This window comes from Bacillus sp. CR71 (assembly GCF_003429245.1).
Classification (GTDB): domain Bacteria; phylum Bacillota; class Bacilli; order Bacillales; family Bacillaceae_G; genus Bacillus_A; species Bacillus_A thuringiensis_S.
This window is the reverse complement of the sequence record NZ_CP031748.1, coordinates 2338912-2347787: the sequence shown is the minus strand read 5'-3', so window position 1 is coordinate 2347787 and position 8876 is coordinate 2338912. Positions and strand designations below refer to the sequence as shown.

The following is an 8876-nucleotide window of genomic DNA, read 5'->3' as shown; positions in this document are numbered from 1 at the left end:
TTACACCCTCTTCTTTTTTAATTTAAGTAATACTTTGCTCAAGCTTTCTTCCGTAAGATCCTCTGCATCAGCAAAATCTGATACCGTAAAAGCAGACTCTGTTGTTGGTTTATTTATAAGTTGACGAAGATGCCTCAACATACCATCTGCTATCAATTGAATTTTTAATTTAGAAAACTGTTCTCTACTATACATCCAAACAAAATGTAACTTTTCATCTTTCACCATTCCGATAACATCAATTAGATGAGATGGTTTGGAATCTGGAGCATGATCTAAAAATGTAAATCCTGTCTCTTGCATAAACAAAGATTCCCTTGAGAAAACCTGATCAAATTGGCCCAAATAGTTAAAACTTATTGAAGGCTTTTGCTGATAAAACGGAAGTAATCCTTTATTCAAGTAACGTAAAATACCATAGTCAACTCCGCGATTTGGGATTCGACGCAATTGTTCTTTGACAGACTTTAATCCTTCAATAGGTGTTTGAGTTCCTTGAAAATTGAGATGAACGGGATAAATACTCGTGAACCAGCCCACTGTCCTTGATAAATCAATACCTTCAATTACCTCTTCTCTTCCGTGTCCTTCTAGATGAATAGAAACGGTTTGCTGATTTGTACAATCGACGATAGCTTGTCCTAATGCCGTTAATAGTACCTCATCAATCCTTGTCTTATGAGTTACTGGAACTTCGTGTAACAATTCATGTGTTTCTTCTATTCCTAAAGTCCTCGTCACTTGATCAATCGATTCCTCTGTCGTTTCTTGTATTGGATAGTCCATTGGAATTTTCATCGTTTCTTTTTCTACTTGTTGATTCCAATAATTTTGTACTTCTTTTGAAATACCCGAATCACTGTACGTCTGGAGTCGTTCAGACCACTCTTTAAAAGATGTACTTTTCGCAGGTAAGCGAACTTCTTGACCTTGTTTCATCTGGTTATATACCACCTGTAAATCTTCCAATAGAATCCTCCATGACACTCCATCTACTACTAAATGATGAATCACCCAGAATATTCGATCATTTCCAGTCAAGTTATCTTCAAAGTACACTACTCTCATTAACGGACCAGTAACTAAATTGAAACTAGCTTGATTAATGTTCATTTCTTCTTGTATTATTGTATTCCACTCTTTTTCATTAACTTGATTCCGTTTTACAACATGGAGTACTGACAGCTCATCAGTCTCTTCATTTCTCTGCCTCCACGTTCCGTTTGGTAACTGTTCGTACCGGAAACGTAAAGCATCATGATGTTTGAGTAAATTTAATATCGCTCCCTCTAGTAATTTCACATCCAATTTTTCTTTTACTCTTAAAAGCATTGATTGATTCCAATGCTCTGTATGTGGATGTTCTTGCTCGAAGAACCAGCACTGAATTGGAGTAAGAGGCACATCACCTATCACAATTCCCTGCTCCGCTTGTACTCCCTGCGTTTCTATAGCCACTTGTGCCAGCTCAGCGATAGTTGGGCATTCAAACATTTGCTTTGGAGTAAGTTTTAACCCTACTTGACTTGCTTGAGATATGATTTGAATACTGAGAATCGAGTCGCCACCAATTTCAAAGAAATTATCATAGATTCCCACCTTTTTAACACCTAATACTCGCTTCCAAATGGTAGTCAGTATCTGTTCGTTACTATTCCGAGGGCCAACACATTCACTATTAATCTGCTTTTCCTCCGGCATAGGTAAGGCCTCACGATCAACTTTACCGTTAGCTGTAAGTGGAATAGCTTCCATCGCCACAAATCCCGAAGGAACCATATAACTTGGTAGTTTCGCTTTAAGATACTCTCTCCACCCATCTACATTTCCATCTCCTACAACATATGCTACTAATCTTTTATCGCCCGGCTGATCTTCTCTTACAATTACAACTGCCTCTTTTATATATACATATGTATGTAAAGTAGACTCAATTTCCCCAATTTCAATTCTGAAACCACGTATTTTAACCTGATGATCAATTCTTCCACGATAATCTAAATTCCCATCTGGCAAATACCTCGCTAAGTCTCCTGTCCGGTATAATCTTGCTTTCGGATCACTACTAAATGGATGAGATATAAAACGCTCTGCTGTTAATTCAGGTCTATTTAAATATCCACGTGCCAATCCTGCTCCACCAATATAAAGTTCACCATCAACACCTATAGGAACAGGTTGTTGATAAGCGTCTAGTATATACACTTCTAAATCGGGAATCCGCTTTCCAATATTACTTCTTGAAGCATGCTGCACATCATCTAGAGTAATTGGATAATATGTAACATGAACTGTAGTTTCTGTAATTCCATACATATTAATTAACTGTGGGTTTTTCTCACCATACCTTTGAAACCACGGTAACAAGCTAATAGGTTCTAATGCTTCTCCGCCAAATATTACGTAACGTAGCTGCAAATTTTTATTCTTATCTTCTTGTTCACACACTCGTATTAATTGTCGAAATGCGGAAGGTGTCTGATTTAGAACTGTGACTTCTTCCTCCACTAATAATTGATAAAAATCCTTAGGTGATCGACTAATCCAGTACGGAACAACAACTAATTTTCCACCATATAATAATGCTCCCCAAATTTCCCATACTGAGAAATCAAATGCATACGAATGAAAAAGCGTCCAAGTATCTTTTTCATTAAACTGATACCAACAATCCGTTGATTTAAATAACCGAATGACATTGTGATGCTCTATCATAACGCCCTTTGGATTTCCCGTTGATCCCGAAGTATAGATTACATATGCCAGATTTTTGGGACCGACATTAGAAAGCGGCAAAGTCTTACTTTCTTTCCCAATCTCATCTTGATCACGATCCAGGCAAATCGACTCAACATTTTCTGGTAACCATTTCAATTCTTTTAAACTTTCTTGCGTCACGAATAACTGAATGCTAGCATCTTCTAAAATATATTGAAGTCGCTGCTCTGGATATGTTGGATCGAGTGGAACATAAGCCCCACCAGCCTTCAAAACCCCTAAAATACCTACAATCATTTCGAGGGAACGTTCAACGCATATTCCAACTAAAGTATCAGGTCCTACTCCCTTTTTCTGCAAATAATGAGCTAACTGGTTTGCACGTTCATTAAGCTCCTTATAAGTAATTTTTTCTTGTTCATACGTAACTGCAATAGTATTTGGATAAATCATCGCTTGCTGTTCGAATATTTCATGAATAGTTACTTGAGGTGGGACATTCAGTTTAGGATTGTTGAACTCAACTAAACTTATTCTTTTATCTTCCTCAGAAATGATTTCTATTTCAGCTACCTTCTGCTTTGGTTTTTCAAAAGTGTTTTCCATTATCGCTAACATCACGTTAAAAAACCGTTTTATCTCTTCCTTAGAAAATAGCTCCTCACGATAATCAATATGTACATGTAAAGAGTCAATATCAATTAGATTTTCAATATGCACTGCAAAATCTTGTACCTCTTCATGGTTTGGAATCCATAGTGAGTCACCACTTTCATCGCGATCCCTATAATCAATCGTAGTTCCGAAAAGTCTCACATTACTATTATTCTCTTTATTAATCTGCTTTAACAACAAATCAAATGGATATTTCTGGTGCCTCAATAATTTGCTTTGTTTTCTGGACACCCTGCTAATAAATGAAAGTACTTCTTCTTCTGGATCAATATCCATTCTTAAAGGAACTGTACTCACCATCATTCCAATCAATTTTCGTTCCATTTTAGTCATACGATTGCCGTAAGCCATTCCTAAACCAATATCAAGCGATGAAGTCCACCGATACATGGACAACGAGAAAGCAGCAACAAAAAAAGTGTATAAACTAATTTTGTAATCTTCAGAAAATTTTTCTATCTTTCTCTTCAAATGCTCCGTTAATATAAATGTCTCACGTGATGCTTTAGTGCTAACTTGGTACGTATTATAGGGCTTCAATCCAGTCACAGATGGCAGTGTTTTAAATTCCTCTAACCAGAATTTTTGATCTTTTTGAAAGCGACTACTATTCAAGTATGTTTGTTCATTGGTCAGGAATTGAACATATGAATTTTTAATTTCGCCTTCCTCATTCTCGTTATGCATTTCATAATAATATTTTGCAATTTGCTCAGTAAATATTTGAATTGATAAACCATCCATAATAATATGATGAACATTTCCAAAGACTGCACATTCATTATCGTTTAATTTTATTAAAGCGAAATAGTATAAATCTGAATTAAATAATGTAAACGTGTCTTTTGTTTTCTGCTCAATCCATTCCTCAAGCAAATTTGTATTCTCCACATTACTGAAATCAAAAAACTCAAATTCTTGTTCTTCATGTTTAATAAAATATTGTTTCGGTTCCTGATGCCCATTTTCTTTTAACCTAATGCACAGACCGTCATTTTCACTGATAACGCGATTCACAACTTGGTTTAATTTTGAATAATTCATTTTCCGATGAAGTTTAAATAAAAATCTTAAATTACATATTCCTTTATCAGAATGAATAACTTCTGTATACCATATTCTTCGCTGCGGATGGCTTAATCGATAACATTCCTCATTGGTCATAAAAATCTCCCCTTCAAAAATTATTTGCTCTTATAGGTTCGTGTTTATGTTTAGCCCATAAATATTTCTGCAGTGAAACTCCAATTAATCCAATAATAACAAGCCCAATCCCTCCATAAACATAGAGTTGAGTTACTCCAAACAAATGCACTAATGGGCCACTCATAGCAGGAGAAATAATTAGAACTGCGTTTGTTAAACTGCTTTGTATACCAAATACTCTTCCTACTTGATCTTGGTCGGATTCTATTTGTAAAATGACTTGATTAGATACAAGCATCAGCCCACTTCCGATACCAGCGATAAAACTAATTAAATAGGCTAAAACGAAGACCGTACCGGGCGTTATCAAACCAATCCCCCCAAAACCAATTCCCATTAAAACCATACCTCCACATACTACCCAGCCATATTGAAATTGTTTTAATTTCTGAGTTAGTAGTGCACCAAGTATTCCGCCAAGACCAATAATAGAAATGATATATCCCATTTTACTTTTATCATGTGGGAATAAGCTCTTAAATAAAGTTGGGAATTGTGAGTCGACTAATTGTAATACTGCCATGGCTATTGTAACGAAAATCATGGTTGATAATATTATCCGATTAGATAACACATAACCCCACCCTTGTACCCAAGCGGTCCAAGTACTTTGTTTTTGCTTTTCAACAAATTCTTTCGATATAGTTTCTTTAAATTTTATTGTGGGTATGAGAACTAAGGTAGCTAATAAACAACTTATAGCTCTTATAATGAGGCAGAACTCTGGTTGAAACCAGCTCAGCAACATGCCCCCTATAAGTGGACCTACTATCTTGGTACCCTGCTCTACTATTCCGTTGATACTTACTGCTTTAGTAAGTAAGTCCGGGGATACAATCTGTCTTGTTAGTGTTTGCTGTGCAGGATAATAGAAAACAATAAAAATGGAACGAATCATTAATGCCACTAAGAGCCAGTGGATATCTTGTACAAATAAAAGAGCAATTGTTATTAGACCAACCATTAGATTACAGAACATCATAATTGGAATTTTTCTAAAACGATCTGCAATAACACCTGCCCATGAGCCAAAAATAATTCCAGGAAGTGCATATGCAACAGGGATCAATCCAATCATAGTAGGATCTACTTCCCATTCAAACCCAACTATAGTCATAATCGCTAACATATCAATAAAAACACCAAGCATAAGCAATGAATAAGCAGAGAAAACTTGTAAATAAACCCTATTTCCTAATAGGCCTTTTGAATCAGTAGTTTTCATAAAAGCAAGCTCCTTAGGTTACTAATATAAACGCTTTTGCGTATAAGGTACCCCTTTATTAAACCTAATTAATCATTATAAAGATTTCACCTAGAATGTAACTTCGTCAAAACCTAGACTAATCTCAAGGTTTAGTTTATTTTAAATAGTCAGATAAATTTAGGCGCACCTATTTCTTCGTATTTATATCAACTGTTACAACATAGACCTTTACCTTACACTAAAAAACAGCTAAACATTACCTTAATATAACCATTTATAGTTGTTTGCACATTCAATTCACATCCTTTTTAAAGTTGGCTTTTTTCTATCTCAAATACTATCACACAAATATTTCACCTACTATATTCATAAAGTTGAAATATTTGAATCAGAAAATTCGGATAAAAAAACCAACCCACAAATCATACCAAACAATTATTTAGTTATATTGTCAGTTTATAGATGGCTTTAGCCATAAGGATATCAAAAATTAAGTTTCTTAATTTTATTAACATAATAGTTTAAAGAGACTATAAATCCTACTAAACAAAAAGATAAATATACAATAAAGTATATTTATCTTTTCTTATCCTACATATTTTCTATGCAAATTAATTCCAATAACTAAAATTGATAATAAAAATATAATACTACCAATTACTAATGTACTCATAACAGAATTGAATAATATAGTATTAATACTTCTGCACCTACTACCTATTTTATTTATTAGATATTTACACTTCAAAAAAATTACAAATTATTCATAATTAGGATACACACCCAAAATATGATTTGAATATGTTATTATATTTTAAGATAATATAAAATCAGTTTTTCTATAAGAGAACTTAATTTTTATGTAGTACGAAATTGTTAGTACTACAGTATATATTTAAATTTAGTTATAAAAACGTTTAAAGACCACCTATTTCCATAAGTGATCTTTCTTTGTAATTCTACATTTATGCACTACTGTAGAAATATATCGTAGATACGCTTTGTATGCTAAATTTCTAGTTCTCTCCATTTACTAAAAAACATAGCTTAGCACAATTAATATCATATTCGTTAAATTGCAAACTATTATTTTGTCTTCTGTACAGACAAACTACTAAAAATCAAATCAGCAACTTTTACATATCCTTTTGAGTTTGGATGAATTAAATCCTTAGACCAAAGCGTATTGTCATTAACTAAATGATGATTCCAAAAATCAACATGATGAAACTTATATTCTCTGCTCAGTGAACGTATAACTTCATTTGCCTCTAATAATTGTTCTTTTATTACTTGTTTTTTTTCAGAAGCAAAAGGAAGCCTAACTGTAAAATCAGGAAGGTTTGCTATAATAATATCAGCCCCTGCTTTACTTAATGAATCTATCATAAATTCCATATCGTTCTTATATGCATCATGATTCCAACGTCCTTTTAAAACATCGTTTGCCCCTGCAATGAGACTAACCAAATCTGGATTAAAAGTTAACGCCTTTTCCAATTGCTGCGAGCGAATTTCTTTAGTTACTAAGCCACGCTTTGCCAAATTAGCATATTTTATATCGTTTTCACACAGTTGAACAAAATGATCTATCCAGCTTTTTAATGCAATTCCCTCAACTTCATCCCCTATCCCCTCTGTAAAACTATCACCAATTGCTACAAATCGCTTCCACATATGTATTCCCCCTTTATTATTAACCATATCTATACTATACAATAGCTCACACCGTAATTGTTATTTCTAAGTGGTTTTCGATTTCAATTATATTCCACTTTATTATATTTACATTTAGAATCCAAAATTGACCGATTCCTAAGTATACTTAGGAATCGGTCATATTCGTATATTTACTAAAGAAATAAAATTTCTCTAGGAATTATACTTTTTTCAAAAAATTGGTTGTTCTTTGTTTTGCCCAGTTGATACATTTCTTTTCGATTAAATGATATGAAACTATAGAAAAAAGTAGTGTCATTGCAATGCATAAAGTAAGAAGGAAAAAGATAGGTATCTTTGTATACAAAAGTTTAAATAGTACCATCATGATTGGAAAATGACACAAATAGATACTGTATGAAATTTCTCCTAAATATACAAATACACTCTTATTTAAAAATGCTTTTACTTTTAGGTTACTCATAGCCATTATAATAAATATACCAACCCCCATTACGACACCCCAATCTTTTAATAAGAAAGTAGTATCATTACGGGAAAAACCATAAATTAAAATGGAATATAAATACAGAATAATCCCTAATGCAATAAGAAATCCTTTTTTAAATTTTTTCATATTCCTATATGAGTAGATAAGTTTTTCCTGATACTTAAAAAGTAACATTCCAACCATAAACATAGATGTAAAATGCAGTGTATCAGCATAACCATTATAAAATCCTTCAGCTTTCCCAATATACAACACATTAAGAAAAACACTAATTAAAGAAAAGCTCAAAGCAAATAGTATCGTTTTCTTCCAATTCAATTTATAAAAAAGAAGGAATAACAAAGGAAACACAATAGATATACGCATTTCTTGAGCCAATGACCAAATAACTGGATTATAATTTTCCGTAAAAAAGTTATTAAGAAGCACAAAGTGGTTTAGAATATCTAATTTTGTTATAGACCCTTGCCACCTATCATAGAACCAATCCCGTAGTCCTACCACTTCATACGACGAAAATAAAATAAATAAAACAAAGGAAACAATTATCCAAAAATAATAAGGAATATAGATTCTTACAAATCTCTTAATTAAATATCCCCAATAATTTGTTTTTGAATGATAAAGTGCCATCGATAACACAAAACCACTTAGTACATAAAAAACGATAACAGCTTCCCCACCCGCCCATAAAAACCTAAGCGGGGAAAATTTAATAGAATTAGGCAACGATGGTAGCATTAAACAAAAATGTCCAAATACCACAGTAAGTGCCGCTAACCCTCGTATGGAATCTAATTCTTTTATTCTCTTACTCATAAAATGTTCTCCTTGTAAATTGTAGATTTTGCTTTTCATAAAGGCCACTATGCGAATATAGTGAGAGAACTGTACACATCG

The 8876-nt window shown here is 33.3% G+C and carries 4 protein-coding genes; all 4 read right to left on the bottom strand.

The genetic code is table 11. The annotated features are described in order from the left end of the window. Entirely contained in the window at positions 1-4557 is a 4557-nt protein-coding gene (locus DOS87_RS12000) for a non-ribosomal peptide synthetase (protein ID WP_098578021.1), read from the bottom strand. 13 nt (positions 4558-4570) lie between these two features. Further along, positions 4571-5824, bottom strand: a complete 1254-nt coding sequence (locus DOS87_RS11995; RefSeq protein ID WP_000858612.1) for an MFS transporter — start codon at positions 5822-5824, stop codon at positions 4571-4573. A gap of 1068 nt (positions 5825-6892) precedes the next feature. Continuing rightward, complete coding sequence (locus DOS87_RS11990; protein ID WP_000265867.1) at positions 6893-7483, bottom strand: SGNH/GDSL hydrolase family protein; 591 nt, start codon at positions 7481-7483, stop codon at positions 6893-6895. A gap of 202 nt (positions 7484-7685) precedes the next feature. Beyond that, positions 7686-8834: an acyltransferase family protein gene (locus DOS87_RS11985; RefSeq protein WP_003282126.1), complete on the bottom strand. Its 1149-nt coding sequence runs from the start codon at positions 8832-8834 to the stop codon at positions 7686-7688. Between the last annotated feature and the right edge of the window lie 42 nt (positions 8835-8876).